This is a genomic window from Pseudomonas sp. StFLB209 (genome assembly GCF_000829415.1).
In the GTDB taxonomy this organism is placed as follows: domain Bacteria; phylum Pseudomonadota; class Gammaproteobacteria; order Pseudomonadales; family Pseudomonadaceae; genus Aquipseudomonas.
Window position 1 is genome coordinate 4,113,366 of the sequence record NZ_AP014637.1, and the last position, 26,044, is coordinate 4,139,409.

The following is a 26,044-nucleotide window of genomic DNA, read 5'->3' on the forward strand; positions in this document are numbered from 1 at the left end:
GCGCTCTCCTCAGGCCATCTGCGCGGCAGATGCGATTTCGTCAGGCTGCGCGGCGCGCACCGTGCGCCAGGTGTTCCAGGCCATCAGCAACATGCCGCTGAAGAACACCGCACCGCCGACCAGCCGCACGATAAAGCCCGGATGGCTGGCCACCAGGGTTTCGACGAAGGAGTAGGTGAGCGTGCCGTCGTCGTTGATCGCCCGCCACATCAGGCCCTGAGCGATGCCGTTGACCCACATCGAGGCGATGTACAGCACGGTGCCGATGGTCGCCAGCCAGAAGTGCGCGTTGATCAAACCGATGCTGTGCATGGCCGGGCGGCCGAACAGGCGCGGGATCATGTGGTACATGGCACCGATGGAAATCATCGCCACCCAGCCCAGCGCCCCGGCGTGTACGTGGCCGATGGTCCAGTCGGTGTAGTGCGACAGGGCGTTGACGGTCTTGATCGCCATCATCGGCCCTTCAAAGGTCGACATGCCGTAGAACGCCAGCGACACCACCAGAAAGCGCAGGATCGGGTCGCTGCGCAACTTATGCCAGGCGCCGGACAAGGTCATCATGCCGTTGATCATCCCGCCCCAGCTCGGTGCCAGCAGCACCAGCGACATGATCATGCCCAGCGACTGCGCCCAGTCTGGCAGCGCGGTGTAGTGCAGGTGATGAGGGCCGGCCCAGATGTACAGGGTGATCAGCGCCCAGAAGTGCACGATCGACAACCGGTAGGAATACACCGGACGTTCGGCCTGCTTGGGCACGAAGTAATACATCATGCCCAGAAAACCTGCGGTGAGAAAAAAGCCCACCGCGTTGTGGCCGTACCACCACTGGATCATCGCGTCGGTGGCGCCGGCGTAGATCGAGTAGGACTTGGTCAGGCTGACCGGCAGTTCCAGGTTGTTGACGATGTGCAGGATCGCCACGGTCAGGATAAAACCGCCGAAGAACCAGTTGCCCACATAGATGTGTTTGGTCTTGCGCGTGGCCAGGGTGCCGAAGAACACCACGGCGTACGCGACCCAGACAATGGTGATCAGAATGTCGATCGGCCATTCCAGCTCGGCGTATTCCTTGGAAGAGGTGTAGCCCAGCGGCAGGGTAATGGCCGCCAGCACGATCACCAGTTGCCAGCCCCAGAAGGTGAACGCTGCCAGTTTCGGCATGAACAGCGGCGTCTGGCAGGTGCGCTGCACCGAGTAATAGGAGCTGGCGAACAGCGCGCAGCCGCCGAAGGCGAAGATCACGGCGTTGGTGTGCAACGGTCGCAGGCGCCCGAAGCTGGTCCATGGCAGATCAAAGTTCAACTCTGGCCAGACAAGCTGTGCAGCCAGAAAAACGCCTAACCCCATCCCGACAATTCCCCAGACCACCGTCATAATGGCGAACTGGCGAACCACCTGATAGTGATAGGCAGAGCGGTGTGTTGTATTCATTTTTAGCGGTATCCCATCCAGCGTGGTCGGAGCCAGCGCCCTACGGTCCAAAGGTGTTGGCAGACTCATCAGAAGCGAGGCAAGCATGGGTAATGGGCTAACTGCCTGTATTGACAGGGATCAATGCGCACAATGGGCGCATGACCAGGGCTGGTTATGGACCAGGGGGGCAGTCATCGACGGGCAGACGCCGCCGACCCTGATCCTGGCGCATGGCGCTGGTGCGCCCATGGATAGCGAATTTATGAGCGAAATGAGCCGATACCTGGCAGAACTGGGGGTGAACGTGCTGCGTTTCGAGTTCCCCTACATGGCTCAGCGGCGGCTCGGAGGCAGCAAAAGGCCACCTAACCCGCAAGGCCAACTGCTTGATGTCTGGCGTGGGGTGTATACCAGGGTGCGACTTCATGTCGCTGGGCGTCTGGCCGTAGGCGGCAAGTCGATGGGCGGGCGGATGGCCAGCCTGCTGGCCGATGAGCTGCACGCCGATGCACTGGTGTGTCTGGGGTATCCGTTCTATGCAGTGGGCAAACCCGAGAAGCCCCGGGTTGCGCATCTGGCCGATCTGCAGACTCCGACCCTGATCGTGCAAGGCGAGCGTGATGCGCTGGGTAATAAAGACGCGGTGCAGGGTTATGCGTTGTCGGCCGCCATCGACGTGCATTGGTTGCCGACAGCGGACCACGACCTCAAGCCATTGAAAGCCAGCGGCCTGAGCCACGCCCAATGCTTGAGCGAAACGGCGCAGCGCATTGCCCGATTCTTGCGCCGCTAACGTTGTGGCTCAGCCTGCCACGGACACGGCAAATTGAAGCGCCCGCCACTGACCCGAAAGCCGAGCGCGGAAATCCCGAACTCGAATTCACCCTGCAAGTGGCGGTGTTCCCGATCAACCCTCTGTAAGTTCAGGGTGCCACTTTGCAGATGCCGGGAGTGATAGATCCGGTTGCGGGCGTTGGGCGTGTCGTTATAGACCACCTGGATTTTCGGGTTGCCTACCAGGGCGTGGTGGCCCGGCTGCAGATCGTGATCCAGATAAAGACCAATGCTGACGCGCATTCGGCCGGCTTTGCCTTTGGCGATGATCTTCCAGATCCAGTGGCCGCTGGGTTTGGACAGTTCCGGGCGCAAGGTCAGGCAGCCGAGCAGCGCGTCGATATGGACCGGTGTGCCATTGACACAAACACGGAAAAGCTCAGGGTTGATAACCGGCGGGACATTACCGGGGTGGCGGGTACAGAATTCGGGCATGGTATGCATCATGGCAATAATAAAGACGAACAAAAGGGCGCTACCTAGTCGGTAGCGCCTTGCTGTGGTGTGAGTAGCGGTCAGCGCAGGCCAACCCCCAGCGCGGGTTTATGGTGCAGCAGGTTGGTTTCTGTACCGGTCACCAGGTTTTTCAGGAAGAACCACTGCCAGCCCGCCAGGTTCTGTTGGGCGACGGTTGACGACCAGTACAAGGCGTTGCCCATCGGCCAGCGACTGCCATAGGCGGTATGCAACTCCCGCAATTCATGGATCGAACACAGCCGTGCGCCCAGTTGAGTGGCCGCCGCGACAACCGTGGCAACGCTGCCGTTGCCCAACCCCAGCGCATGAATCACGCCGGTCACGGTAACCTGATAGCTGAGTTTTTCTCCGCGGCTGTCGGTTGCCGTGATATGTGCGATGCCTTTGCCACGGACGGTCACCAACCCGTTGCCATCGACCTTGGCCACCAAGGGATTGCTGGTGCTATAGGTGTAAGGCGCCTGGCCGCCACTGGCGGTACGCTGAACCGTCGTGCCCGCCGGCATATTCGGCAGCAGGTCGGGCGTGCCGGGTAGCAGGTACACCTTGCCGTCCAGCGTCACCGGCCGGGTGTCCAGGCTCAAGCCTTGACGAACGGTCAGCCACAACGGTGCCGAGCTCTGCGGGCGACCGGCCCGGGTGACGGTATAGCCCAGGGTTGCGGTGCTGCCGATACTGGCCAGGATCAGCGCTTTGGGCAGCTTGAACAACAACTCAGGCTGGTTGCCGACACTTTGTTCGGGCGTGTCCTGATGCACCGCACCGCGCCAGTTGACCACCACCCGGTCATCACTGCTCATACCCGGATAGCGCACCCGCACCGTGGCGCCCGACTCAGGGATGCGCGCCGGGTCCACCACACCGTCGGCCCCGACAGTGTCCATGCTCGGGGCCGGCAGGTCATCGAGCCGGTCGAGAATATGCAGGTTAAGGGTTTCGGAAGTCTGAACCTGGCCATTGACCCGGTTCACGGTGTAGGCAATGGCCACGGTCTGACCGGCATTGGCGATGACCAAGGCATAGGCGAACAGCAACGCCAGCGGCTTGCCGGCCTCGTCCTGAGCAATGGTTTTTTCCTTGCTGTCACTGCCCTTGGGGCCTTGCCAGGTCATGGTTACCCGGTCACCGACTCGCAAGTCGGCACTGGCTGCGACCTGGGCAGTGGCACCGTAAGGCGCAAGGGCGGGGTCGAGCTGGTTGCCTTGTGCTTCTTTTACTGTTGGGGTGGGCAATGGGGCGAAGTAAGAGAGTTTCAGTGTGACGCTTATCGGCTGGGAGTTCTTGGAGATGTTCCCGGCAGGATCTGTCACGGTGTATGACACGGCTGCTTGTCCGTCGCCTACGGACTCCAGAAACGGCCTGACGAAATCGACTCTAACTTTTTTGAGCCCCATGTCATCCTCACTGACGATCGAGATAGGGCCAGGGGTCTCGTTCCAGTAGGTTCGCACTGCATCGCCTGCCTGCATGCCGTTGTATCCCGGCACGACGCCAGGCAGCGAGCCGTTGAGACTGTCCAGTTCCTCCGACGTCAATCCATCCTTGATCACATCCGGGAAAAGTAGCGGAGCGAGCACGGGGCGGCCGGGTGGCGTTCGGTCAATTGTAATTGAGGTGCTTTCTGAAAAAGTGGTGATAAGGCTCGCCGGGTTTTTAACCAGGTATGAGACCTCGTGCGTACCTTCGGATAACAACGCGACCGGAATTTCCAGTGTCAGAGGGTTGCCCGGACTATCTTGCTCACCGATAGTCTTTTGCGGGCCCACTTCCATGTTGTTCCAGCGAAGCTGATAAATGTATCCAGGCCGAGCCCCCGGCCACACCTTGAGTGTGACGAGAACGGGCATGTTGTAAAACTCGATGGGCAGAATTCCGCCTTCCAGTGCGCCGGGAACTTCGGGTGCGTCGAGTTGCAGTGTTTCGGATGCGCGTGCTGTATTTGGCATTTTTGTTATTCCTTGTTGTTGAGCAGCGGGCTGAGAACAGCCCGCTGTTGTTAAACGTCAGGGTGCAGGATTGATAATTATCTGAACAGCGGGTGAGTCCTGGATTACTTCCGAGGTGGGGTTTCGTACCAGGTAGCCAATACTGTGAATGCCGGGTGTTAAAGAACTGGCCGGTATTTCCAGTGTCAGCGTATCGCCTGCTCTGTCTTGTTCGGTGATGGATTTTTCTGGTCCTTCATAGTGCCAGTCATCAAGAGTCCATCTGTATGTATATCCAACTAGAGGGTTGTCCCAGCATTTGAATTCAACGATAAGCAGGCTGTTGTGGAGTTCCGGTGGCAATACCCCGTTATTGTCGAGCGCGGGAATGACAGGGGCGTGGAGTTTCAGTATGTGGCAGTTCATGCATAGAGTCTCTATTGTTTAAAGTGGAAATACTTACCGTCAATCGTACGGTTAACGCACCAGGCAAGTAGGCTGTACGGCGTCAAGCATGTGTACCGGCGCGCGATTGACCGGTGAGTTGACGGCGCTCTGATTAGTACCCTCAGGTGGCTCCACGCGATACCAGGCTTCAGCAAAACCGGTGCAGATCAAGCGCAGGTTGCGATCAGGTACTGTAAAGGTATAGCCGTTCAGTACGTCGTTACGGTCCAGACGTCGGTCCGCGATGTAAGTGGCTTCTTCAATCGGATTGTTATCATCATCGAAACCCTTGAAGGTCAGGGTCAGCAGTTGACTCTCAGCGATGTTGATGTACGGGGCAATTTTGATATCCGCGCCATCAGGATTAAGGATTGGCGCGATGTAGCCCGGCCCGTTAAGTTTGAACGGTGGCGGTAACAGCCCATCCGAACCCCCAGGAAGTTCTTCTTTGGACCTGACAGTCACCTGCTGCACGGGGCTTTTGACCGGGTTGGGGTTATTGGTGCGGGTCAGGGTGAAATGAACCGGGATCTGTGCCCCGGTCCCTTGGGCTTTCATCAGCGTGTTGTCGATCGGCAGGGTAAGGTTGATACCGGCGGCGACATCACTGGATCTGATCTGATACCACTGCAGTTTTACCTGATCACCCCAATGAAGGTTCAGATCATCACTGACCGCAAAGCTGTCGTTCCATGCCACGATAGCCCGCCCGTTGAGTTCATAGTCGTCCTCATCGATGAAGTTATCAATGGTGTTCGGGTTCTCGACGCTGGTGCCTTGAATCACCAGTGCCTGCATTGGCTCCGGCACGGGCAGGGTGAGGAACACATCAGCAGTGCTGACCAGCGAGCGGCCTTCTGGCTCGCCTTGTCGGGTCACGCTGTAGTGCACATTCACCGTTCCGACCGGCGTATGCTCAAGTGCTTCGAAAGGTACTTTCAATGACAGTACAACCGGTTCGTTTTCATTTCCGGGTGTCAACTGCACTGGCGTCAGCCCATTGTCCTCGCCCCAATACAACTGAATCAGGTCATACGCGCTGGCCCCAGGGTAATGCGGGATATCCACCTTAACCCCGGCTCTGGCTTCGTTATGATCGATCAGCGGCAGGACTTGTGGATCAATGATCGGGGCAGGAAAGTTCTCGGGGATTTCCCGCAGCTTGAGCAGGACCGGGACGCTGTTGGAATCGATGGACGGGTTACCGGCGCGGTCGAAGACCACATACTTCACCGCTTTTTCGCCTTCACCAATGCTCTCCAGAAAGGCTTTGTCGAAGGTGACGACAACCCGATCCAGCCCCATGTCGCTTTCTGTCACGGTAGCGGTAGGGCCCAGGACATCTCCCCACCAGGTTTGAATAACGTCATGTTTGGCCATGCCGGTGTAACCGGCGACCTGGCCATCGAGTTTGCCGCCCAGTTGGGCCAGTTCAGCCAGGGTCAGGCCATTCTGGATCTCCACGGGGAACAAAATGGCGCTGAGTTCCGGATCTCCCGCTGGAGTGGTATCAATGACAACCGTAAAGATTTTTGATGTGTTGGTAACCTCACTGGATGGGTTAAAAGCCAGGTATTGGAGTTGATGTACGCCTTCTACCAGCGACTCGACGGGAACTTCAAGTGTCAGTGTATCTCCGGGTTGGTCCGACTCTTGAATGACTTTTCGCTCGCCAAGTTCAGCGGCGTTCCAGATGATTGCGTATTGATAACCAGGCTGGGCTGCAGCCCAGACAGGAAAGTCAACCACCAACGGAGCCTGAAGGGCGCTGACAGGAATAAGGCCAAAATTGTCTTCGTCGTGAAAGGCAACTTTAACGTCGGGCGCGATCAGAGTGAACTCGTGCAACTCGCGAAGTGACGGAACAATAATGGGGTCGGTCGTAATGGATTGCATGTTTTATACCTATTTAAATAGTGAGGTCGAACGGGTTTGCGGCTTATTTAAAGCCTGTGCCCAGTCATGTGTTTGGCAGCGATAGATTTGGCTGCGAGGTGGAAGTAACCGCTTTTTTGAAGCTTGGTCAACAGCTGGTTCGTGTTTTTTTAATATTTTTTATTTGCTCGTAAGACGCTTCTTACAAGAACTGTTTTTTGTAGGATTGTCCGTGGGAAATGTCTGACCTTTTTTGCGATAAGTCTTACTCGGTTGCTTGCTTGTCGAACGTCCGGTTTTAGAGATAAAGCGCTCTACTGACGGTTCTACAGTATGGGAGTAGTGTCGTGTCGAGACGAAGTTTAATCATGAAGGTTTGTTGGCTTTCGAGTCGGGATAAACATTTTTGTTTTCCTGCGAGTGGCAGTGTGCTGCTTTGTTTCGGGCTATTGGCAGGCGCATCCGCTCAGGCTGGGTTTGAAGTTGATGCTTTGTATTCCAAACCTGCCAGTTCGCGTACCGAATTTGTCATTGGTAGACCTGAAACCGTCGATTCGACGACGCCGGTCACTGACTGGATCGTCGATCAGAGGGGGGTGCTTAATATTGTCGATGGCGGCCGAGCGTTAAAAGTTGAAGCAAGCAATAGCAGAGTGTTTATTGATCATGGAGGCGTTGAAGCCGGTTTGACATTAAAAGACAGTACAGCCGAGATCCGGCACGGCACATTGACCAATTCGAACTCTTATGGACTATTGCTGAACACTCATGTAGGCACTGTAAATCCGGGCTCAACGGCTGTGCTTTATGACAGTACTGTCAGGGGGCGCAATGCGGGAATCTCGGCAGGTGCTCATGGCTCACTGAGTGTGTACAGGACAGATGTCTACGGTGCGGCAGGTCAATTGTGGGGGGCGGGAATCAAGTTGTCCGGTGCAGAGGTCCTGATTGCTGATAACAGTAACGTCGTGGGCGAGCTCAATGGTTTAGTGGTTCTAGAGGGGCTATCGGGCCATGGACCGTATGCTGTAGATCCTCATTTCAACAACGTGGAGATCGACTCGTCAACGATACAGGGCTTGCAAGGTGCTGCCATTCGAGTCGATTGGACCTACAGACCTGCAACTGCCGAAATCTATCTGCGTAATGGCACCGAGCTGCTGTCAGGTAACGGCAACCTGGTCGAGGTGGTTAAGCGCTCGAAGCTGGATTTCACAGTCGACGACAGCCGCCTGACCGGCAACCTGTTTGCCGATGACACCAGCACCCTTAACGTCACCCTGCAAAACAACGCGCAACTCACCGGCAATATCATCAACGGTAACTGGTTGGCGTTGGCTTCCGGTGGCTATTGGCAGATGACCGGGGATAACAGCCTCAAGACGCTGAACATGGATGGCGGTGCGGTCGGTTTTGGTGACGGGGCCTTCAAAACGCTGTCGCTGAACGAGCTGTCGGGGCATGGCAATTTCGCTATGCGGGTCGATCTGGACCACGGTATTGGCGATCTGCTGAACGTCAATGGTCAGGCCAACGGGCAATTCGGTTTGCGCGTGCAGAACACCGGGCATGAGGTGGTTTCGCCGGATCTGCAGCCGCTGCGTGTGGTGCACACCGAGGGGGGGAGTGCGCAGTTCAACCTGATTGGCGACCGGGTCGACCTGGGCGTCTACTCCTACGGTCTGGAACAGCAGGGCAATGACTGGTTCATTGTCGGTGAGGACAAAACCATCAGCCCTTCCACGGGCAGCGCCCTGGCGTTGTTCAATGCTGCACCGGTGGTCTGGATGGGTGAGTTGTCGACCCTGCGCAGCCGCATGGGCGAGGTGCGGGGCACCGGTCTGGGCGGCGGCTGGATGCGTGCTTATGGCAACCGCTTTGAGGCTTCGACCAGTAACGGCATTGATTACCGGCACCAGCAGCAAGGCTTCAGCCTGGGGGCGGATGTGCCGGTACCGGTGGGCAATGGTCAGTTGTCGCTGGGTGTGATGGCGGGTCATAGCCAGTCGGATCTGGATTTGAGTCGCGGCTCCAGCGGCACGATTGACAGTGTGTATGTCGGCACCTATGGCACCTGGTTGAGTGAGCAGGGCTACTACCTGGATGCGGTGCTCAAGCTCAATCGGTTACGCAACAAGGCCAAAGTGGCGATGAGTGACAGCACCAGGGCCAAGGGCGATTACGCCAATACGGCGGTGGGCGCGTCGCTGGAATTTGGCCGCCAGATCCGCCTGGCCGATGGCTGGTTCGTCGAGCCGTATACTCAGTTGGCAATGGTGGATGTGCAGGGCGAGGGCTACCAGCTGGACAATGGTTTGCGGGCCGATAACAGCCACACCCGATCGGTGCTGGCCAAGGCCGGTGCCTCGTTAGGGCGGGATATTGCGCTCAAGGATGGTGGCGTATTGCAACCCTATGTGCGGCTGGCCGCAGCCCAGGAGTTTTCACACAATAATGAGGTGAAGGTCAATGATCGCCACTTTGACAACGACCTGTCCGGGTCGCGGATGGAGGTCGGCGCCGGGGTATCGGTGGCGTTGTCTGAGCGCCTGCAGTTGCATGCCGATTTCGATTACATGAACGGCAAGCGGGTCGAGCAACCCTGGGGGGCTAATGTGGGGCTGCGTTTTGCATTCTGACAATAGGGCATCTTTAAACTCTGCCTGCAGGCGGCCTTGCCTGCGTTGTTAGAGGCATCCATCTGAACCTTGGTTGAGCAAAGCCCCCGGTGAGTGATCACCGGGGGCTTTGTGCTTTAGCCGATGGTCGTTGGCTGCTCCACGACCACTTGCAGGACGGGTGATGTGCCGATCAATTGGTCAGCGCGATAAACCTCGTAGTACAGGTTCAAAGTGCCGTACTGCGGTCGGTCGATCAGTGGATATGCCAGGCATAGCAGCCAGACGACGTCCTGATCGCCGCTGTTGTGATGCAGGGGTTGGTAGCATTCATGGTTGCCCCAGTAGAACAGAATGACATCTTCCTTGCGCATCTGTGGCGAGCCCGGAATCAGTACGGTGACGCCGCTATTGGCCTGTTCCAGGGTGATGGCTTCGGGGTTGGCGTTGGGCAATTGTGGCGCTTTGAGACTGGCTGAAATGGTCGGCAATGAGCGCAGCAGATCAGGGTCTTTAATGAACTGGCGTTTGATGGTTTGTTGTTCCTGAGTAGTAGCGAGTGGCTTGTCAATGTTGGGTGTGTTTTTTTCTATGTCGTCCATTAGAGCCTCTATGTTGTGAGTGGTTGCGATTGTGCGGGGATATTTAATCCATCTGTCAGAGCTTTGATCAAGAGATGCCAAAATGATGGTTTTCTTGAGCGGTTTTTGTTTTGGTGTTTCTGGATATTTCAATTATTTCTCGGTGGCTATTTAGTGGCGTCTAGCATAGCCCCGTAGTTAAAGGGTTTTCCAATTGTGCAGGAATAAGTGCTGAGATTTCATACGGCTCTGCAGGTAGGAAGAGGATTACAGATCTGCTTATTTATAAGTAGGAATAATCTCCAGTGTCTCGAATCCACTGAAATCATCAGAAAAATCCTTCAACATTTTGCAAGTCATCCTGCACTCAAATAGGTGCAGGATGAATTTTTTGGTGCTCAGACGGATTGGCCGTCGTTTGTTTCATTGCTGCATGGACAGAGTGACGGGGCTGGCCAGCCGGGACTGATTACCGGCCCGGTCGGTGACCTGATAGGTCATGGTGATGGTAGGGCTCTGCAGGCTTTGCAGAAAATCACGGCTGAAGCTGATCTGCATGGCTCGCTCGGCCAGGTCTTCGTTGCCGACCTGATAGATCGGACCCTGCACGCCATTGCACAGGGTCATGAGCGTGTCACCGGCAGCCATGTGCGCGTAGCCCGGTACATGGCCGGCCAGCGCATCGCCGAAATTGATCTGCCGGAACATCATGGGGGCGAGCAGGGCGGCGCCGAGGGCGGTTCGGTCGATGCGGATCAGTACGGTCGGAGAATCGATAGCGACTCCGCCAGGATAGCCCGTCAAACGATAACCGATTCGGTAAGTACCTTCTGCTTGTAGTGCCTCAAGGGGAAGTTTCAGTTTGATGGGTTCTTCTGGAATCGTACCGGGTAACGGGAACGCTACTCCAACTGGCGAATGGTTGACTATTAATTGACAGATATCTCCTGGTTTCGGCTCTTGCCAGATAGGGCACATGACGAGAAGATCATGCGCCAGATCGATTAGTTTGATCAGTCCATCTGCTTCGGCTACAGGGACGGTGGGTGGCATGAGTGGAAAGTTTTTTTGGTTGTACATAGGTGCTTTCACTGTGGGGTTCGTAGAAGGTCGTGATCTTGCAATTGCTTAAGGCAAGGTTTGATTTATGCGGCGGTCAATTGACTTGCCTGGTAAATTACCTAATCGCCTGGTAATCCCTCTGTCAACACCTCTGTGAGAACTTTCCCTATTTATGAGAAATTTAAGAAATCTCCTACTGGCTCTAATTGAAAGAGCCTACTCTGTTCTATTCATAAGTTACTGTTCTGCCCCGCCAGACCCTGAGCAAACACCAATAAAAAACCCCGTCAGGCCTGCACCTGACGGGGTTTTTATAAGCGCGCGACTTAGCGGTTGAAACGCTCTACCAACGAGTACTGCGAGTTGGCGGTATGGGTCAGTTCGGCGCTGAGCACTGCCGAGCGCTGGGCGCCGTCGGAGGTCTGGTCGGCGAGGTCGGCAATGTTGGAGATATTGCGGCTGATCTCGTCGGCCACCGAGCTTTGCTGTTCAGTGGCCGCAGCGATCTGGGTGGCCATGTCGGTGATGTTGGCCACTGCTTCGCTGATGCCCACCAATGCCTGGTCGGCTTCCAGTACCCGGGCCACGCCTTCTTCGGCCTGGCGGTGGCCGGCGTTCATGGTTTGCACGGCGTTGTTGGCGGTTTGCTGCAGCTTGGCGATCAGGCTGTGGATCTGCCCGGTGGATTCGCTGGTGCGTTGCGCCAATTGCCTGACCTCATCGGCGACCACGGCAAAACCACGGCCCATTTCACCGGCGCGGGCCGCTTCGATAGCCGCGTTGAGGGCCAGCAGGTTGGTCTGGTCGGCGATGCCTTTGATCACATCGACCACGCCGCCAATTTCATCGCTGTCCTTGGCCAGTTGGGTGACGGTCAGGCCGGTCTCGCCCACCGACGCCGACAGGCGCTCAATCGCTTCGCGGGTTTCCCCGGCGATGTCGCGACCCCGGCGGGTCAGAGCGTTGGCCTGCTGGGTGGCGTCGGCGGTGTTTTGCACATGCCCGGCCACCTGCTGGGTGGTCGCGGCCATCTCGTTAATGGCGGCGGCCACTTGCTCGGTTTCGACGCGCTGGCGTTCCAGGCCGACAGAGCTGGCGTTGGCCAGATCGTTGGACTGCCGCGCCTGGGTGTTCAGGTGCTCGGCGGTGTCCTGCAGACGAGTCAGGCAGGTTTTCAGGCGTGCGTCCTGGCTGAGGATCGACATTTCCAGACGTGCCTGCGCGCCGCGGCTGTCGGTGTACATCTGCGCGATCAGGGCGTCGGAGGTGGTCTGTTCAGCCAGCCGCAACAGACGCTTGATACCGCGCTGCTGCCAGCTCAGGCCAAGCAGCCCCAGCGGGACCGACAGGGTGGCGGCGAGGATGAAGCCCCACCAGGAGTTGAGCCAGATGCCGATCAAGAAGCCGATCTGGCTGACCATGATAAATGGCAGCCAGTCTTGTAGCACCGGCAGCCAGGTATCGCGTTTGGGCAACGCCGACTTGCCGGCATTGAGGCGGGCATACAGGGCCTCGGCACGGCGTACCTGTTCGGCAGTCGGTTTGACCCGCACTGACTCGTAACCGACAACCTTGCCGCCGTCCAGAATCGGCGTTACGTAGGCGTTGACCCAATAGTGGTCGCCATTCTTGCAACGGTTCTTGACGATCCCCATCCACGGCAGGCCCTTTTTCAGGGTGCTCCACATGTGTTCGAAGACGGCTTGCGGAACATCGGGATGGCGGACCAGATTGTGCGGCGCCCTGAGCAGTTCATCCTGGCTGAAGCCGCTGATCTGCTGAAACGCTTCATTACAGTAGGTGATCACGCCTTTGGTGTCGGTCGTGGAAATCAACCGCTGTTGTGCTGCGAATGTCCGCTCACGTTGGGTGATGGGCTGATTGTTGCGCATGGGCTGTTCGATCCTTCGATCCAATAGGCTTTGGCGGGTTATCGGCAGGGACGATAAAAAATTGAGGTGCCGCTCACATTTATGAGCGCAATGCTTGTCAGCGATCAATACTCAAGGTGCCAGCATTGGGTAGGCAAACAGGCAGAAATGCACCAGGTTCAGGCCAAAGTGGGCCAACACCGCAGCCCAGAGCCCTCCATAGCGCCAGGCCAGTCCATAACCGACGCCAGCCAAACCGGCCAGCACTGCCCAAAGCCAGCCACCGCCGATATGGGTCAGGCCAAACAATGAGGCGGTAATGCCTACTGGCAGTATGCCCTGCAGTCGCCGACGATGACAGTAATGTTGCAGCGCGCCCTGAATATAGCCACGAAACAGCAATTCTTCTGTCAAGGTCACCAACAGCAGGTTGTTGAGCAGCCAGAGCATGGCGTAGGGCGGCCACTTCGGCGCCCATGTGGTCAGGCCGGCCATGCAGGCCAGGGCCAGAGTCAGGCTGATGGTTGCAATGACGACGACCGCTGCTTGGCGGTAGGCCCTGCTCTGGCCGTGCAAGATCCACGGGCAGGCCAACAGCAGCCACAGGCCGATCAGCGGCTTGTCCAGGTTCAGGTTGCTGATAAAGGGTGCTGCATCCGGGCTGGAGCGGCTGTATTCCATGATCGGCGCATTATCGAAGCCCGGTAGCCCATGCAACGCCAGCGCCAGGCCGGTGACAATAAACAGCACATGACCCAGCCAGCGCAGCCATGGCGGGTTTGTGTGGCGCACTGCCATGGCGGCCAACACCAGCAGCCCGAAGGCGAGCAGCGCTGGCGCTTGCAGTGCGCCGTGACTCAGTGCGATGCCATACCCGAGGCCCAGCAAAGCCAGGGCCACCCAGCGCGTAGTGCTCATCAGAATCTCCCGCAGATCAGGCGGGCGATTCTACTGAGACGGGTGCATGAGCGGGTGAGAGTTTGCTGCCCGCCGCCCTTTTTGGTGGACGGCGGGCAGAGCGGTCAGGCAGCGATCAACTGGCGCAGCACGTAATGCAGAATGCCACCGGATTTGAAGTACTCGACTTCATTGAGGGTATCGATCCGGCATAGCAATTCGATTTCTTGCTGACGACCGTCTTCGAAGCGGATGTGCAGCGTCAGGCTCATGCCGGGGCGCAGCTCAGCCTGGCTCAAACCGGTCAGGCTCAGGGTTTCCCGGCCGGTCAGGCCCAGGCTCTTGCGGGTGTGTGGCGCTTTGAACTGCAACGGCAAGACGCCCATGCCGACCAGATTGGAGCGGTGGATTCGCTCGAAACTCTCGGCGATCACCGCCTTGACCCCCAGCAGGTTGGTGCCCTTTGCTGCCCAGTCACGGCTGGAGCCGGTGCCGTATTCCTGACCGGCAACGATCACCAGTGGCGTGCCTTCCTGCTGATAGCGCATTGAGGCATCGAAAATCGGCAGCTTCTCGTCGGTAGGGATATGCAGGGTATAGCCGCCTTCTTCGCCGCCCAGCATTTCGTTACGAATGCGGATATTGGCGAAGGTGCCGCGCATCATGACTTCATGGTTGCCGCGCCTTGAGCCGTAGGAGTTGAAATCCACCGGTTCCACGCCTTGCTCGCGCAGGTAACGGCCTGCCGGGCTGTCGGCCTTGATGTTACCGGCCGGCGAAATATGGTCGGTGGTGACCGAGTCGCCCAGCAAGGCCAGGATGCGTGCGTTCTGGATGTCTTCAATCACCGGCAGAGGGCCATCGATACCCTCGAAAAACGGCGGGTGCTGGATGTAGGTCGAGTCGGCCTGCCAGACATACGTCGCGGCCTGCGGCACCTCGATCGCTTGCCATTGCGCGTCGCCCTCGAAGACCTGGGCGTATTCCTTGTGGAACATGGCAGTGTCGACCTGTTGCACGGCCTCGGCGATTTCCTGCTGGCTGGGCCAGATATCGCGCAGGTAGACCGGCTGGCCATCGCTGCCTTCACCCAGCGGATCGCGGCTGAGGTCAACGCGCACGTTACCTGCCAGCGCGTAGGCGACCACCAACGGCGGGGAGGCCAGCCAATTGGTTTTGACCAGCGGATGCACACGGCCTTCGAAGTTACGGTTGCCTGACAGCACCGACGCCACCGTGAGGTCGGAGCGCTGGATAGCATTTTCAATCGGTTCGAGCAGCGGACCTGAGTTGCCGATGCAGGTGGTGCAGCCATAGCCGACCAGGTCGAAGCCCAGTTCGTCCAGGTAACGGGTCAGCCCGGCGGCGTTATAGTAGTCGGTGACCACCTTGGAACCTGGCGCCAGCGAGCTTTTTACCCATGGCTTGCGTTGCAGGCCCTTCTCCACGGCTTTTTTCGCCAGTAACCCGGCGGCCATCATCACGCTGGGGTTGGAGGTGTTGGTACACGAGGTAATCGCCGCGATTACCACCGCGCCGTTTTTCAGACGATAGCTCTGGCCGTTGTGCTGGTATTCGGCTTCACCGGTCAGTTGTTCGGCATTGCCCACTGCCACGCCACCGCCGCCTTCGCTTTCCAGACGGCTTTCTTCGACCTGGGCCGGCTTGAGTTGCAGGCCGAGAAAATCATCGAAAGCCTGGGCAACATCGGCCAGTGCAACCCGGTCTTGCGGGCGTTTCGGCCCGGCCAGGCTGGACTGTACTTCACCCATGTCCAGCGCCAGGGTGTCGGTGAACAGCGGCTCCTGGCCTGGCAGGCGCCACAGGCCCTGAGCCTTGCAATAGGCTTCTACCAGTTCGACCGTCTCGGCAGGGCGGCCCGACAGGCGCAGGTATTCCAGAGTGACCTCGTCAACCGGGAAGAAGCCGCAGGTGGCGCCGTATTCCGGGGCCATGTTGGCGATAGTGGCGCGATCCGCCAGCGGCAGTTCAGCCAGGCCGTCGCCGTAGAACTCGACAAATTTGCCCACCACGCCCTTTTTCCGCAGCATCTGGGTCACGGTCAGCACCAGGTCGGTGGCGGTGATGCCTTCCTTGAGTTTGCCGGTCAGCTTGAAGCCAATCACTTCAGGAATCAGCATCGACACCGGTTGGCCCAGCATTGCCGCTTCCGCCTCGATACCGCCGACGCCCCAGCCCAGCACCCCCAGGCCGTTGATCATGGTGGTGTGTGAGTCCGTGCCCACCAGCGTGTCAGGGAATGCGTAAGTGTGGCCGTCTTGTTCGTTGGTCCACACCGTGCGGCCCAGGTATTCAAGGTTGACCTGATGGCAAATACCCGTGCCCGGCGGCACCACACTGAAGTTGTCGAACGCGTCCTGGCCCCAGCGCAAGAACGCATAGCGTTCGCCATTGCGCTGCATCTCGATGTCGACGTTCTGCTTGAATGCGTCGTCCGAGGCATAGGTGTCGACCATCACTGAGTGGTCGATCACCAGATCCACTGGCGACAGCGGGTTGATCCGCTGTGGGTCGCCCCCGGCCTTGGCCACTGCTGCGCGCATCGCGGCCAGGTCGACCACCGCCGGCACGCCGGTGAAGTCCTGCATCAGAACCCGGGCCGGGCGGTACTGAATTTCCCGATCCGAGCGGCGTTCTTTGAGCCAGTCGGCCAGCGCCTGGAAGTCCTCGCCGCTGACAGTCTGGCCGTCTTCCCAGCGCAGCAGGTTTTCCAGCAGCACTTTGAGCGACATGGGCAGCTTGTCCAGATCACCCAGGGTGCGCGCGGCATCGGGCAGGCTGAAGTAGTGGTAGGTCTTGTTATGAAGGTCCAGGGTCTTGTGGCTTTTCAGGCTATCCAGGGAGGGCATTTAACGACTCCTTTAAACGGTAAGCGAACGGTGGCAGGCGAGCTTTTGTGACAGGTCTGGCTCAAGCGCTACTGTTGTTGTGGACCCACGCGGCACGTCAGAGGTTCAGCTTTTCAGCTATCATGCGCGGCTTTGATTGCGCAGGCTGGGAGTTGCCCGTGAATACGCTGTTTATGCATTGCCGGCCGGGTTTCGAGGGCGAAGTCTGTTCGGAGATATCCGATGTCGCAGCCCGCTTGAATGTGGCCGGTTACGCCAAGGCCAAACCTGACAGTGCTTGCGCGCAGTTCATTTGCCTGGAGCCCGACGGCGCTGCAAGGCTGATGCAAGGCCAGCGCTTTGACCGGCTGATCTTCCCGCGTCAGTGGGCGCGGGGGGCGTTTGTCGAGTTACCGGAGACCGACCGCATCAGCGTGCTGCTGGAGCATCTGCAGGAGTGGCCGGTGTGCGGCAGCCTGTGGCTGGAGGTGCTGGACACCAATGACGGTAAAGAGCTGTCGACCTTCTGCCGCAAGTTCGAAGTGCCGCTGCGCAAAGCCTTGAGCAAGGCTGGCAAGCTGCGCGACGACGCCAGCCTGCCGCGCCTGCTGCTGACGTTCAAGAGTGGTCGCGAGGTGTTTCTGGGGCTGGCTGAGGCCGCTAACAGCGCCATGTGGCCGATGGGCATCCCGCGCCTGAAGTTTCCCCGCGAGGCGCCCAGCCGTTCGACCCTCAAGCTCGAAGAGGCCTGGCACCACTTCATCCCGCGCGACCAATGGGAGCAGCGGCTGTCTGATGACATGACCGGTGTCGACCTGGGCGCAGCACCCGGTGGCTGGACCTATCAACTGGTGCGTCGCGGCATGCTGGTCACCGCCATCGACAACGGCCCGATGGCCGAAAGCCTGATGGACACCGGCCTGGTGCAGCACCTGATGACCGACGGTTTTACCTGGAAGCCGCGCCAGACTGTTGACTGGATGGTCTGCGATATCGTTGAAAAGCCGGCGCGCAGCGCTGCGCTGCTGGAAACCTGGCTGGGCGAGGGGTTGTGCCGTGAAGCGGTGGTCAACCTCAAGTTGCCGATGAAACAGCGCTACGCTGAGGTGCGGCGCCTGCTCGATCGCATTGAAGAGGGTTTCAAGGCGCGCGGGGTGAGGGTTTCGATCGGCTGCAAGCAGCTGTATCACGACCGTGAGGAAGTGACCTGCCATTTGCGTCGGCTGGATCTGGTTCGCTCTTGAGCGATCCGATAGCTGAAGCATCCCGACACTATTTGCTCGTTTGTGGAGTCATCCATGTCTGAACCCGTTGAAAACCTTGCTGCCGACGCCACCCTGGACGCGAGCGGCCTCAATTGTCCCGAGCCGGTAATGATGCTGCACCAGAAGGTCCGTGACCTGGCTGCCGGCGGTTTGCTCAAGGTGATCGCCACCGACCCCTCGACCCAGCGTGACATTCCCAAGTTTTGTGTGTTTCTGGGCCACGAACTGATCGAGCAGCAGGTGGCTGGCAGCACTTACCTGTACTGGATCCGCAAGAAAGCCGATTGACGGTCATAACGGCGGCTTATCATTTTATTCCCGATTGCGGAGCATCCCATGCAGATCGTTGCTGACGAAAATATCCCGCTGCTTGACGCCTTCTTCGCCGGGCTTGGCAGCATTCGCCGCCTGCCCGGCCGGGCCATCGACCGTGCGGCGGTGGCGGATGCCGATATCCTGCTGGTGCGTTCGGTCACCCAGGTCGACCGCGCCTTGCTTGAAGGCAGCCCGGTGCGATTTGTCGGCACCTGCACGATCGGCACTGATCACCTGGAGCTTGGTTACTTTGCCGAGGCCGGCATTCAGTGGTCCAGCGCGCCGGGCTGCAATGCCCGTGGCGTGGTGGACTATGTGCTGGGCAGCCTGCTGACCCTGGCGGAAATCGAAGGCGTCGAGTTGCCCGGCCGCACCTACGGCGTGGTCGGCGCCGGCCAGGTGGGCGGGCGGCTGGTCAGCGTCCTGCGTGGCCTTGGCTGGAACGTGCTGGTGTGTGACCCGCCTCGGCAAAAGGCCGAAGGTGGCGACTTTGTCAGTCTTGAAGAGATCATCCGCCGGTGCGACGTCATCAGCGTGCATACCCCGCTGGAGCGTGGCGGGGACCATCCGAGCTGGCACCTGTTCGACCGCCAGCGCTTGCAAAACCTGCGTCCAGGCGCCTGGCTGATCAATGCCAGTCGCGGTGCGGTGGTGGATAACCAGGCGCTGCACGATGTGCTGCTTGCCCGCGATGACCTGCAGGCGGTGCTGGATGTCTGGGAAGGTGAGCCGCAGGTGCATGTTGCGCTGGCCGAGCTGTGTACACTGGCGACCCCACACATCGCCGGTTACAGCCTTGATGGCCGGCAGCGCGGCACCGCACAGATCTATCAGGCGCTGTGCGCGTTTCTCGGTCAGCCGGCCAGCATTGAACTGCAAGACCTGCTGCCCCGCCCATGGCTGGCCCAGGTTGGTCTGGATGCCGAAACGGACCCGGCCTGGGCGCTGGCCATGCTGTGCCGGGGGGTTTATGACCCGCGCCGCGACGATGCGGATTTTCGGCGCACTCTGGAAGGCGGCACCGATAGCCAGCGCCTGGCATTCGATGCGCTGCGCAAACACTACCCGCCGCGCCGTGAGATCGATGCGTTGCAGGTCCGGCTGCAAGGGCAGGGCGCTCATGCTCAGCTGTTGCAGCAGATGGTCAAGGCACTGGGTGCCACGGTGCTCTGACAAGCAGGCAAAAAAAAGCCCGACTGAAAAGTCGGGCTTTTTTTGAGCGGTGGTTATTCCTGTTTGTCAGGAGTGATCCAGTGCTTGTCGCATTCCTGACAGGCCTGCTGCACCATCGCTTCGGTAATCAGCACTTCTTTGCCGTGCTCATCCAATACTGCCCCGCCGACCGGCAGGCTCGGAGTGGAACGAATGACTTCGACCTGGTTGCTGTTGTCTTGCAAGCTCATGATCCTTCTCCTTATCAGGTGTAGCCGTTCAAACTAGCCATGCTCTGTGACTGCGCCATGACATCCGCCCACCGTTGGGCCGATGCCTGATTGCAGCAGAGGTTTGCGTAAATCTCCAGTCAGTGACCGGCGAACACAGCGCTTGCGGGCAGACTCGCCGTCACAAGGTGTGTAGCCTGCGCCTATTGTGTGAGCCTAACAGGTGGCCAAAGTTCATGGTTTCAGTGTTACGCGGTAATCCGGCTCAGTCCCTGAGCCTGGTGTGGCGCTTTATTTCTCCTTATCGCTGGCGGGTTGGGGCGGCGCTATTGGCACTGCTGGTCACGGCAGGGATTACCCTGTCGATGGGGCAGGGCATCCGTTTGCTGGTCGATCAGGGCTTCATGACCCGCTCGACCGAACTGCTGAACCAGTCCATTGGTTTGTTTTTGCTGCTGACGCTGGGGCTGGCGGTCGGTACGTTCGTGCGTTTTTATCTGGTCTCGTGGATCGGCGAGCGGGTGGTCGCCGATGTGCGCAAGGCGGTGTTCGAGCACCTGATCGACCTGCATCCGGGGTTTTACGAGCACAATCGCGGCTCGGAGATACAGTCGCGGCTGACCGCCGATACTGCCTTGCTGCAGTCTGTGGTCGGTTCATCGCTGTCAATGTTTTTGCGCAGCGCCTTGATGGTCATTGGCGGCATTGTGTTGCTGTTCGTCACCAACCCGCGCTTGACCAGTATCGTGGTGGTTTCCCTGCCCTTGGTGTTGGCGCCAATCCTGATTTTCGGCCGGCGGGTTCGGCGCCTGTCACGGCTCAATCAGGATCGGGTCGCGGATGTCGGCAGCTACGTGGCCGAGACGCTGGGTCAGATCAAGACCGTGCAGGCCTACAACCATCAGGCCCAGGACCGGCAGCGCTTCAGCGGGACGGTGGAGCAGGCGTTCGATATCGCGCGTCGGCACATCCTGCAACGAGCCTGGCTGATTACGCTGGTGATCGTGCTGGTGTTGGGCGCGGTGGCGGTCATGCTCCGGGTTGGCGGCATGGACGTCATAGAAGGGCGCATTACCCACGGTGAGCTGGCCGCCTTTGTGTTCTATGCCTTGGTGGTCGGCACCTCATTTGGAACGATCAGTGAAGTGATTGGCGAGTTGCAACGTGCTGCCGGGGCCGCGCAACGGATTGCCGAGCTATTGCAGGCACGCAGTGAAATTGTTGCCCCCGCCCCCCAGGTGCAGGCCTTGCCGGGGCGGGTCAGCGGTCGCCTGGCGTTGGACAATGTCGGCTTCAGCTATCCGTCGCGGCCCGAGCATCCAGTGCTCAAGGGCCTGAGCCTGGAGATCGAGGCCGGAGAAACGCTGGCGCTGGTTGGTCCCTCCGGGGCTGGCAAGTCGACGCTGTTCGATCTGCTGTTGCGCTTCTACGACCCGCAGCAGGGTGAAATCCGTATCGAAGGCGTGCCTGTGCGGCAACTGAATTTGCACGAGCTGCGCCGCAGCTTTGCCATCGTCGCGCAAACTCCGGCACTGTTTTTTGGTAGTGTTGCAGACAACATTCGATATGGTCGCCCCGAGGCTACGGACGAGCAGGTTGAAGCTGCAGCGCGAATGGCCCACGCCCATGAGTTTATCCAGCAGATGCCGGAGGGCTATCGTACCCACTTGGGTGAAGGCGGTTTGGGACTGTCAGGCGGGCAGCGGCAACGTCTGGCGATTGCCCGTGCGCTGCTGGTCGATGCGCCAATCCTGCTGCTCGACGAAGCCACCAGTGCCCTGGATGCGCAAAGCGAACACTTGATTCAGCAGGCTCTGCCCGGCCTGATGCAGGGCCGTACTACGCTGGTCATCGCCCACCGCCTGTCGACCGTACAAAGCGCCGACCGCATCGCGGTGCTGGATCAGGGGCAGTTGGTCGCGGTAGGCACGCACCGCGAACTGATCGCCAGCAACCCGCTGTATGCACGGCTGGCGTCGTTGCAATTCAATGTGGAGGGGTAGTTGGGGGCAGGACCGGCCGGGCGCGAGCCGCATGAGCCGTCAAGCAGCCTGACCGGTCCTGAGCGGCATTCAATCAGCGGTATTCACACAGGTAAGCGGTGTCGACGCTGACCTTCAACTGGAACTTGCTGTTGGCCGGTACGTTGAACAGGCTGCCCGAGGCAAAGGTCTGCCACTGTTCGCTACCCGGCAGCTTGACGATCAGCTCGCCAGAGATGACGTGCATGATTTCGGCCTGTGCGGTACCGAACTCATATTCGCCCTTGGCCATCACGCCAATGGTAGCCGGACCTTCAGCCTGAGCGAATGCAATGGACTTGACGGTGCCGTCGAAATACTCGTTGACCTTGAACATGGTGAATCCTTGGAAAAGGCTGAAAAATGGCCGCTCAGTATGCCCAAGCCGTTTGCCTGCGTCACTCTTATCAGGCGGGCGTCAGTTGGGCAGTATCAAGGGCAGAAGACGCGCAGTATTGCGTGCATCGACCAAGGCCCGGTGTTGCTGGCCGCTGAAGTGCATGCCGGCCAGTTGCAGGGCGTTATTGAGCCCGACCGGGCGCTGCAGCTGGCGGGCCTGGGCAAAACGGTCTTTCAGATTGACGTAGGGTAATTCGTGCAAGGCGCTATCGAGTTGATGGCTGCGCCATTCCTGTTGCAACTGGCGATGATCGTAATCACCCCAACTGGCCCAGCCCACCACCCGCGCCTGATGATGGCTCAGCCAGCGTTCGAACTGCGGCCAGACACTCTCCAGCGGCTCGGCGCTGTCGATATCGTGCTGGCTGATATGCGTCAGCTCGCGGCAGAAGTGGGTCAGCAGCGGTCGGCGCGCCGGACGCACAAACCGTTCGAAGTGGTCCAGCTCCCGCCCATACTGATTCACCAGGGTGGCACCGATTTCGATGATCTCCATTTCCGCGACCGGCCAACCGCCTTCCTCGGTGGTGGCCTCCAGGTCAATCACCAGCCAATGCGGCATGCTCTAGCTCCCATCCAACGGTTTCGATATACAGACAACAGCCTCCAGCGTAGTCATGTTCGCCCCGGTATGCGCAAGGAGGTTCTACATCGACCGCGAACACCATTAAATGTGCCTGGCTGGACGATCATTGGTCTGAATTATGCCGGGGCATTGATGCGTCGGGCAGCATAGGCGAAGCGTCAGGAGCGTGCTGGTTGTACATGACCTTGTTGTGTAAACGGATAAAACCGCATAGCGTGTGGCAATTTGTCACTGTACGCGTTCCATGATGACCTTATCTCGCCCGTTGATATTCCTGGCAGCAGGAGTCTTGCTGACAGCCGCAGATCATGCTGGCGCTGCTCAGTTGGTCAGGGTCGGCGCTGCGCATTTTCCGCCCTATGTCGTGCGCCCCGAGAAAAGCGATCAGCAAGGGTTGCTCCCGCAACTGCTGGCCAGCCTCAACCGTAGCCAGTCCACGTACAATTTTGTGATGGTCCCGACCTCGGTCACCCGTCGCTTTCGCGACTTTGCCCAAGGGCGCGTGGACCTGGCGATATTTGAGAACCCGCAATGGGGCTGGCGCGACATTGCACATACCGCGGTGGACCTGGGCCTGGAAGACGAAGAAGTGTTCGTCGCGCGCCAGGTGCCGGGGCGTGGGCAGGACTACTTTAATGAGCTATCTGGCAAGCATCTGGTGCTGTTCAACGGCTATCACTATGCGTTTGCCCAGTTTAATGCCAGCCCCGATTACCTGACGGCCCATTTCAAGGTGACACTGACCTACTCGCATGAGAGCAACCTGTTGATGCTCAACCGGGGGCGGGTGGATATTGCCCCGATGACCCGGTCGTTTTTGCGTGACGCGGCACTGCGTGGGGTGGTGAATGCCGATGAATTACTGATTTCAGAGCGCGTGGATCAAGTCTATCGTCACTATGCACTGATACAGCCCGGCAGCCCTATCAGTGGTGCCGAACTGACCCGACTGCTGCGCCTGTTGCATGACAGCGGACAGATGAAGCAGATTTTCAGCCCCTATGACATTCGGCAGGTCAGTGCCGCCCGTTCGAAAGCCCCGCTGGGCCTGTCAGCGAACGCGGCGGCACATTTGCAGTAGATACTGTGAGTTGTCGGGCTGCTCCCAGCGGTCTAACAACAGTATTGGGTTAGCGGTCTTTGGCTTCCTTGGCATCCATTTCGGCATTGCGTTCATGGACGCGCTTGAGCTGCTCTTCGGTCAGGGGCAGTTTGTGCGCAGTGTCACGCAACAATAGCAATCCGCCGACAATAGAACCGATCGCGATGATCAGGATCAACCAGGCATACCAGGGCATAGCGTGCACTCCTTTTGCTGATACTCGTTTGAGATGTTGCTGAGGCTATTGGTTCCAGTGCGTTAACCCTTGCGCCGGTCGTGCAGCCAATGCCCCGTGGGGCGAGCGGATCGGCTACAATGCGCGCCGATTTCGACTTACCTGAGAACCCGCTCATGTCCGTTTGCCAGTCCCCTGTCATTGTTGCCCTGGATTTCCCGACCCGTGAAGCGGCGCTGCGCCTCGCCGATCAGCTCGATCCTAAGCTATGCCGGGTCAAAGTCGGCAAAGAACTGTTCACCAGCAGCGCATCGGGCATCGTCGCCAGCCTGTGCGAGCGTGGCTTCGAAGTATTTCTCGACCTGAAATTCCACGACATCCCTAACACCACCGCCATGGCGGTCAAGGCCGCAGCAGAAATGGGCGTATGGATGGTCAACGTACACTGTTCCGGTGGTTTGCGCATGATGCAGGCTTGCCGCGATGTCCTTGACCAGCGCAGTGGCCCGCAGCCGTTGCTGATCGGGGTGACCGTACTGACCAGTATGGAGCGTGAAGACCTGGCCGGTATCGGTCTGGATATCGATCCGCAGGAGCAGGTTCTGCGCCTGGCAGCCCTGGCCGAAAAGGCTGGCATGGATGGTCTGGTGTGTTCGGCCCAGGAGGCCCGCGCACTCAAGGCGGTGCATCCGGCGCTGCAACTGGTGACCCCCGGCATTCGCCCGGCCGGCAGCGCCCAGGACGATCAACGCCGCATCCTGACCCCGCGCCAGGCGCTGCAAGCCGGTTCCGATTACCTGGTAATCGGCCGTCCGATCAGTCAGGCCGCCGACCCGGCCCAGGCACTGGCCGCAGTGGTTGCAGAGCTGGCTTGAGGTTCAGATCTTCAGCACCAGTTTGCCGAAGTTCTCGCCGCTGAACAGCTTGAGCAGGGTGTCGGGAAAGTTTTCCAGTCCTTCGACCACATCCTCGCGGCTGCTCAGGCGGCCCTCGGCCATCCAGCCGGCCATCTCCCGGCTGGCTTCGGCATAGCGTGCCGCGTAGTCCAGTACCACGAAGCCCTCCATGCGCGCGCGGTTGACCAGCAGCGACAGGTAGTTGGCCGGGCCTTTGATCGCCGTGGTGTTGTTGTACTGGCTGATAGCGCCGCAGATCACCACTCGGGCCTTGGGCGCCAGACGCGCCAGCACGTGATCGAGAATCTCGCCGCCGACATTATCGAAAAACACGTTCACATCGTTGGGGCACTCGCGTTTCAGGGCTGCCGGGACGTCTTCGTTTTTGTAGTCGATGGCTGCGTCGAAGCCCAGTTCGTCGACCAGCCAGGCGCATTTTTCAGCGCCGCCAGCGATGCCCACGACCCGGCAGCCTTTGATTTTGGCGATCTGCCCGGCAATGCTGCCCACCGCACCGGCCGCACCGGAGATCACCACGGTCTCGCCCGTTTGTGGCTGTCCGACCTCCAGCAAGGCGAAGTACGCGGTCATGCCGGTCATGCCCAGTGCCGAAAGGTAGCGCGGCAGGGGCGCCAATTGCGGGTCGATGCTGTAGAAGCCTTTGGGCGCCCCGAGAAAGTAGTCTTGTACGCCCAGTGCCCCTTGCACATGATCGCCCACCGCAAAGCGCGGGTGTTGCGAGGCCAGCACCTCACCGACGCCCAGCGCGCGCATTACCTCGCCCAGGCCCACAGGCTCGATATAGGACTTGCCCTCGTTCATCCAGCCGCGCATGGCCGGGTCCAGTGACAGGTAGTGGTTACGCACCAGGATCTGGCCTTCTTCAAGCTCTGCAAGCGGAGCCTGCTCGAAGTGGAAGTCGTCCCGGGTTACCGGGCCGACAGGGCGTTTGGCAAGTACAAAGCGGCGGTTGGTCGGCTGGGTCATGGTGGTTGCTCGGTCGACAGAGTGAAAATTCATTGAAGTCGCTGATGCGCCTGCGAGCAAATGC

The 26,044-nt window shown here is 59.1% G+C and carries 23 protein-coding genes; 8 read left to right on the plus strand and 15 right to left on the minus strand.

The annotated features are described in order from the left end of the window. Positions 1 to 9: 9 nt before the first annotated feature. The gene (gene ccoN, locus PSCI_RS18445; RefSeq protein WP_045489866.1) at positions 10 to 1,434 is read right to left on the minus strand and encodes a cytochrome-c oxidase, cbb3-type subunit I; all 1,425 of its coding nucleotides are present in this window, start codon (positions 1,432 to 1,434) and stop codon (positions 10 to 12) included. 85 nt (positions 1,435 to 1,519) lie between these two features. Between ccoN and PSCI_RS18450 the strand changes: the two genes are divergently transcribed. Continuing rightward, on the plus strand, positions 1,520 to 2,209 hold the full coding sequence (locus PSCI_RS18450) for an alpha/beta family hydrolase (RefSeq protein ID WP_045489868.1): 690 nt from the start codon (positions 1,520 to 1,522) through the stop codon (positions 2,207 to 2,209). Here the strand turns inward: PSCI_RS18450 and PSCI_RS18455 are convergent. The 4 genes from PSCI_RS18455 to PSCI_RS18465 all read right to left on the minus strand — a co-directional run bounded on the left by PSCI_RS18455 (position 2,206) and on the right by PSCI_RS18465 (position 6,995). After that, positions 2,206 to 2,685, minus strand: a complete 480-nt coding sequence (locus PSCI_RS18455; protein WP_052483424.1) for a hypothetical protein — start codon at positions 2,683 to 2,685, stop codon at positions 2,206 to 2,208. The two genes, PSCI_RS18450 and PSCI_RS18455, sit on opposite strands and share 4 nt — an antisense overlap. A gap of 80 nt (positions 2,686 to 2,765) precedes the next feature. Further along, the gene (locus PSCI_RS18460) at positions 2,766 to 4,673 is read right to left on the minus strand and encodes an Ig-like domain-containing protein (protein ID WP_084710013.1); all 1,908 of its coding nucleotides are present in this window, start codon (positions 4,671 to 4,673) and stop codon (positions 2,766 to 2,768) included. Positions 4,674 to 4,730: 57 nt separating this feature from the next. Further along, a complete protein-coding gene (locus PSCI_RS29145; protein ID WP_144403275.1) occupies positions 4,731 to 5,078 on the minus strand; it encodes a hypothetical protein in 348 nt (115 codons plus the stop codon). A gap of 51 nt (positions 5,079 to 5,129) precedes the next feature. Continuing rightward, a complete protein-coding gene (locus tag PSCI_RS18465; protein ID WP_045489870.1) occupies positions 5,130 to 6,995 on the minus strand; it encodes a hypothetical protein in 1,866 nt (621 codons plus the stop codon). Positions 6,996 to 7,342: 347 nt separating this feature from the next. On the opposite strand from PSCI_RS18465, the gene PSCI_RS18470 reads away from it, so the two are divergent. Next, the gene (locus PSCI_RS18470) at positions 7,343 to 9,613 is read left to right on the plus strand and encodes an autotransporter outer membrane beta-barrel domain-containing protein (RefSeq protein ID WP_084710015.1); all 2,271 of its coding nucleotides are present in this window, start codon (positions 7,343 to 7,345) and stop codon (positions 9,611 to 9,613) included. Between the two features lie 116 nt (positions 9,614 to 9,729). Here PSCI_RS18470 and PSCI_RS18475 read toward each other — a convergent pair whose 3' ends face one another. From PSCI_RS18475 to acnA, 5 genes are all read right to left on the minus strand, one after another. After that, positions 9,730 to 10,194 carry a hypothetical protein gene (locus PSCI_RS18475; protein WP_052483426.1) on the minus strand — a complete coding sequence of 155 codons (465 nt, stop codon included), beginning with the start codon at positions 10,192 to 10,194 and terminating at the stop codon, positions 9,730 to 9,732. Between the two features lie 402 nt (positions 10,195 to 10,596). Further along, positions 10,597 to 11,253 (minus strand): hypothetical protein, encoded by a 657-nt coding sequence (locus tag PSCI_RS28245; RefSeq protein ID WP_045489872.1) that lies wholly within the window; start codon positions 11,251 to 11,253, stop codon positions 10,597 to 10,599. Between the two features lie 308 nt (positions 11,254 to 11,561). Continuing rightward, on the minus strand, positions 11,562 to 13,127 hold the full coding sequence (locus PSCI_RS18485) for a methyl-accepting chemotaxis protein (RefSeq protein WP_045489873.1): 1,566 nt from the start codon (positions 13,125 to 13,127) through the stop codon (positions 11,562 to 11,564). Between the two features lie 111 nt (positions 13,128 to 13,238). Beyond that, positions 13,239 to 14,024 (minus strand): CPBP family intramembrane glutamic endopeptidase, encoded by a 786-nt coding sequence (locus PSCI_RS18490; RefSeq protein ID WP_045489875.1) that lies wholly within the window; start codon positions 14,022 to 14,024, stop codon positions 13,239 to 13,241. A gap of 104 nt (positions 14,025 to 14,128) precedes the next feature. After that, on the minus strand, positions 14,129 to 16,873 hold the full coding sequence (gene acnA, locus PSCI_RS18495) for an aconitate hydratase AcnA (RefSeq protein WP_045489876.1): 2,745 nt from the start codon (positions 16,871 to 16,873) through the stop codon (positions 14,129 to 14,131). Positions 16,874 to 17,031: 158 nt separating this feature from the next. Between acnA and rlmM the strand changes: the two genes are divergently transcribed. From rlmM to pdxB, 3 genes are read left to right on the plus strand one after another with little or no spacing between them, the layout of a single operon-like run. Then, positions 17,032 to 18,096, plus strand: a complete 1,065-nt coding sequence (rlmM, locus tag PSCI_RS18500; RefSeq protein WP_045494544.1) for a 23S rRNA (cytidine(2498)-2'-O)-methyltransferase RlmM — start codon at positions 17,032 to 17,034, stop codon at positions 18,094 to 18,096. 54 nt (positions 18,097 to 18,150) lie between these two features. Continuing rightward, positions 18,151 to 18,405 (plus strand): sulfurtransferase TusA, encoded by a 255-nt coding sequence (gene tusA / locus PSCI_RS18505; protein WP_045489878.1) that lies wholly within the window; start codon positions 18,151 to 18,153, stop codon positions 18,403 to 18,405. Between the two features lie 48 nt (positions 18,406 to 18,453). Continuing rightward, positions 18,454 to 19,605 (plus strand): 4-phosphoerythronate dehydrogenase PdxB, encoded by a 1,152-nt coding sequence (pdxB, locus tag PSCI_RS18510; protein WP_045489880.1) that lies wholly within the window; start codon positions 18,454 to 18,456, stop codon positions 19,603 to 19,605. A gap of 53 nt (positions 19,606 to 19,658) precedes the next feature. Here pdxB and PSCI_RS29535 read toward each other — a convergent pair whose 3' ends face one another. Next, complete coding sequence (locus PSCI_RS29535; protein WP_045489882.1) at positions 19,659 to 19,835, minus strand: PA1571 family protein; 177 nt, start codon at positions 19,833 to 19,835, stop codon at positions 19,659 to 19,661. A 215-nt stretch (positions 19,836 to 20,050) separates the two neighbouring features. Between PSCI_RS29535 and PSCI_RS18520 the strand changes: the two genes are divergently transcribed. Then, positions 20,051 to 21,817 carry an ABC transporter transmembrane domain-containing protein gene (locus tag PSCI_RS18520; RefSeq protein WP_045489884.1) on the plus strand — a complete coding sequence of 589 codons (1,767 nt, stop codon included), beginning with the start codon at positions 20,051 to 20,053 and terminating at the stop codon, positions 21,815 to 21,817. A 73-nt stretch (positions 21,818 to 21,890) separates the two neighbouring features. Here PSCI_RS18520 and ppnP read toward each other — a convergent pair whose 3' ends face one another. After that, positions 21,891 to 22,172 carry a pyrimidine/purine nucleoside phosphorylase gene (gene ppnP / locus PSCI_RS18525; RefSeq protein ID WP_045489886.1) on the minus strand — a complete coding sequence of 94 codons (282 nt, stop codon included), beginning with the start codon at positions 22,170 to 22,172 and terminating at the stop codon, positions 21,891 to 21,893. 81 nt (positions 22,173 to 22,253) lie between these two features. Next, positions 22,254 to 22,796: an exonuclease domain-containing protein gene (locus PSCI_RS18530; protein WP_045489888.1), complete on the minus strand. Its 543-nt coding sequence runs from the start codon at positions 22,794 to 22,796 to the stop codon at positions 22,254 to 22,256. 268 nt (positions 22,797 to 23,064) lie between these two features. On the opposite strand from PSCI_RS18530, the gene PSCI_RS18535 reads away from it, so the two are divergent. After that, complete coding sequence (locus PSCI_RS18535; protein ID WP_084710017.1) at positions 23,065 to 23,901, plus strand: transporter substrate-binding domain-containing protein; 837 nt, start codon at positions 23,065 to 23,067, stop codon at positions 23,899 to 23,901. 49 nt (positions 23,902 to 23,950) lie between these two features. On the opposite strand, the gene PSCI_RS28700 is transcribed toward PSCI_RS18535, so the two are convergent. Continuing rightward, positions 23,951 to 24,118 carry a DUF2897 family protein gene (locus PSCI_RS28700; protein WP_084710019.1) on the minus strand — a complete coding sequence of 56 codons (168 nt, stop codon included), beginning with the start codon at positions 24,116 to 24,118 and terminating at the stop codon, positions 23,951 to 23,953. A gap of 155 nt (positions 24,119 to 24,273) precedes the next feature. Here PSCI_RS28700 and pyrF point away from each other — a divergent pair, with 155 nt between their 5' ends. Next, positions 24,274 to 24,972, plus strand: coding sequence for an orotidine-5'-phosphate decarboxylase (pyrF, locus tag PSCI_RS18540; protein WP_162484337.1), 699 nt, complete (start codon positions 24,274 to 24,276; stop codon positions 24,970 to 24,972). A gap of 3 nt (positions 24,973 to 24,975) precedes the next feature. Here pyrF and PSCI_RS18545 read toward each other — a convergent pair whose 3' ends face one another. Continuing rightward, positions 24,976 to 25,980, minus strand: coding sequence for an NADP-dependent oxidoreductase (locus tag PSCI_RS18545; RefSeq protein WP_045489892.1), 1,005 nt, complete (start codon positions 25,978 to 25,980; stop codon positions 24,976 to 24,978). Positions 25,981 to 26,044: the final 64 nt, after the last annotated feature.

Bases quoted from the DNA above. Each gene is read 5' to 3' on its own strand.
- ccoN (WP_045489866.1), bottom strand. From the start codon at position 1,434: ATGAATACAACACACCGCTCTGCCTATCACTATCAGGTGGTTCGCCAG.
- PSCI_RS18450 (WP_045489868.1), top strand. From the start codon at position 1,520: ATGGGTAATGGGCTAACTGCCTGTATTGACAGGGATCAATGCGCACAA.
- PSCI_RS18455 (WP_052483424.1), bottom strand. From the start codon at position 2,685: ATGCCCGAATTCTGTACCCGCCACCCCGGTAATGTCCCGCCGGTTATC.
- PSCI_RS18460 (WP_084710013.1), bottom strand. From the start codon at position 4,673: ATGCCAAATACAGCACGCGCATCCGAAACACTGCAACTCGACGCACCC.
- PSCI_RS29145 (WP_144403275.1), bottom strand. From the start codon at position 5,078: ATGAACTGCCACATACTGAAACTCCACGCCCCTGTCATTCCCGCGCTC.
- PSCI_RS18465 (WP_045489870.1), bottom strand. From the start codon at position 6,995: ATGCAATCCATTACGACCGACCCCATTATTGTTCCGTCACTTCGCGAG.
- PSCI_RS18470 (WP_084710015.1), top strand. From the start codon at position 7,343: ATGAAGGTTTGTTGGCTTTCGAGTCGGGATAAACATTTTTGTTTTCCT.
- PSCI_RS18475 (WP_052483426.1), bottom strand. From the start codon at position 10,194: ATGGACGACATAGAAAAAAACACACCCAACATTGACAAGCCACTCGCT.
- PSCI_RS28245 (WP_045489872.1), bottom strand. From the start codon at position 11,253: ATGTACAACCAAAAAAACTTTCCACTCATGCCACCCACCGTCCCTGTA.
- PSCI_RS18485 (WP_045489873.1), bottom strand. From the start codon at position 13,127: ATGCGCAACAATCAGCCCATCACCCAACGTGAGCGGACATTCGCAGCA.
- PSCI_RS18490 (WP_045489875.1), bottom strand. From the start codon at position 14,024: ATGAGCACTACGCGCTGGGTGGCCCTGGCTTTGCTGGGCCTCGGGTAT.
- acnA (WP_045489876.1), bottom strand. From the start codon at position 16,873: ATGCCCTCCCTGGATAGCCTGAAAAGCCACAAGACCCTGGACCTTCAT.
- tusA (WP_045489878.1), top strand. From the start codon at position 18,151: ATGTCTGAACCCGTTGAAAACCTTGCTGCCGACGCCACCCTGGACGCG.
- pdxB (WP_045489880.1), top strand. From the start codon at position 18,454: ATGCAGATCGTTGCTGACGAAAATATCCCGCTGCTTGACGCCTTCTTC.
- PSCI_RS29535 (WP_045489882.1), bottom strand. From the start codon at position 19,835: ATGAGCTTGCAAGACAACAGCAACCAGGTCGAAGTCATTCGTTCCACT.
- PSCI_RS18520 (WP_045489884.1), top strand. From the start codon at position 20,051: ATGGTTTCAGTGTTACGCGGTAATCCGGCTCAGTCCCTGAGCCTGGTG.
- ppnP (WP_045489886.1), bottom strand. From the start codon at position 22,172: ATGTTCAAGGTCAACGAGTATTTCGACGGCACCGTCAAGTCCATTGCA.
- PSCI_RS18530 (WP_045489888.1), bottom strand. From the start codon at position 22,796: ATGCCGCATTGGCTGGTGATTGACCTGGAGGCCACCACCGAGGAAGGC.
- PSCI_RS18535 (WP_084710017.1), top strand. From the start codon at position 23,065: ATGATGACCTTATCTCGCCCGTTGATATTCCTGGCAGCAGGAGTCTTG.
- PSCI_RS28700 (WP_084710019.1), bottom strand. From the start codon at position 24,118: ATGCCCTGGTATGCCTGGTTGATCCTGATCATCGCGATCGGTTCTATT.
- pyrF (WP_162484337.1), top strand. From the start codon at position 24,274: ATGTCCGTTTGCCAGTCCCCTGTCATTGTTGCCCTGGATTTCCCGACC.
- PSCI_RS18545 (WP_045489892.1), bottom strand. From the start codon at position 25,980: ATGACCCAGCCGACCAACCGCCGCTTTGTACTTGCCAAACGCCCTGTC.